The 573-nt window shown below is 53.9% G+C and carries 1 protein-coding gene; it reads right to left on the reverse strand.

Features of this window, described 5'->3' with window-relative positions:
* Positions 1-166: 166 nt before the first annotated feature.
* On the reverse strand, positions 167-573 hold a 407-nt coding region (locus tag C5P05_RS03345), incomplete at its 5' end, for a GIY-YIG nuclease family protein (RefSeq protein WP_332871327.1).

A 573-nucleotide genomic window follows, 5' to 3' on the forward strand; every position in this document is an offset into this window, starting at 1 on the left:
ACGAGTGCCGGAATGCTTACCCGACCACCGTCCGCTTGCGCGAGCAAATTCAGCAGCGCAAAGTCGTTGAAACTGATGCCATGGTAAATGCCCAACTCGTCGTCAAGCTTGAGTTGCAGGCTGGCGTGGGCACGGTGTAGCGCCAAACAGAAGCCGAGATTCGTGTTCATCGAGGTTCGCTCCTGGGTTCGTCGTAGCCGAGTTCGCCGACACAAGGGATTTCCTGGCGCCACAGGCTAACTAGCATTTCTAATTCCTGTGCGGCATTGAACGCTGGATCTTCGCTAGGTTTGACCATGTCGATTACTTCGAAGAAGAAGCTGGTCTCGCCGTACTCGACCCAGTCCTGCGCAAGCCTCGCATTGCGATGCTGTCCATGCTGCAGTTCAAAACGATGCCGGTTGAGTGTGCCCTGAACGTTCGTACTTCCGGCAACCAACGCTCGGCCCGTGATCTGGTTACGGATCGCATATACGCCTGCTCGGGTTTTCGTCTCCAGATACTGTCGTTTCAGCGTCTTTTTGTTTGTCATCATCAATCCTTTTTGTTCCAAATGAGTCACGGTGCAAGCGA

This window comes from Rhodoferax ferrireducens, from assembly GCF_003347515.1.
Taxonomy (GTDB): Bacteria; Pseudomonadota; Gammaproteobacteria; order Burkholderiales; family Burkholderiaceae_C; genus Rhodoferax.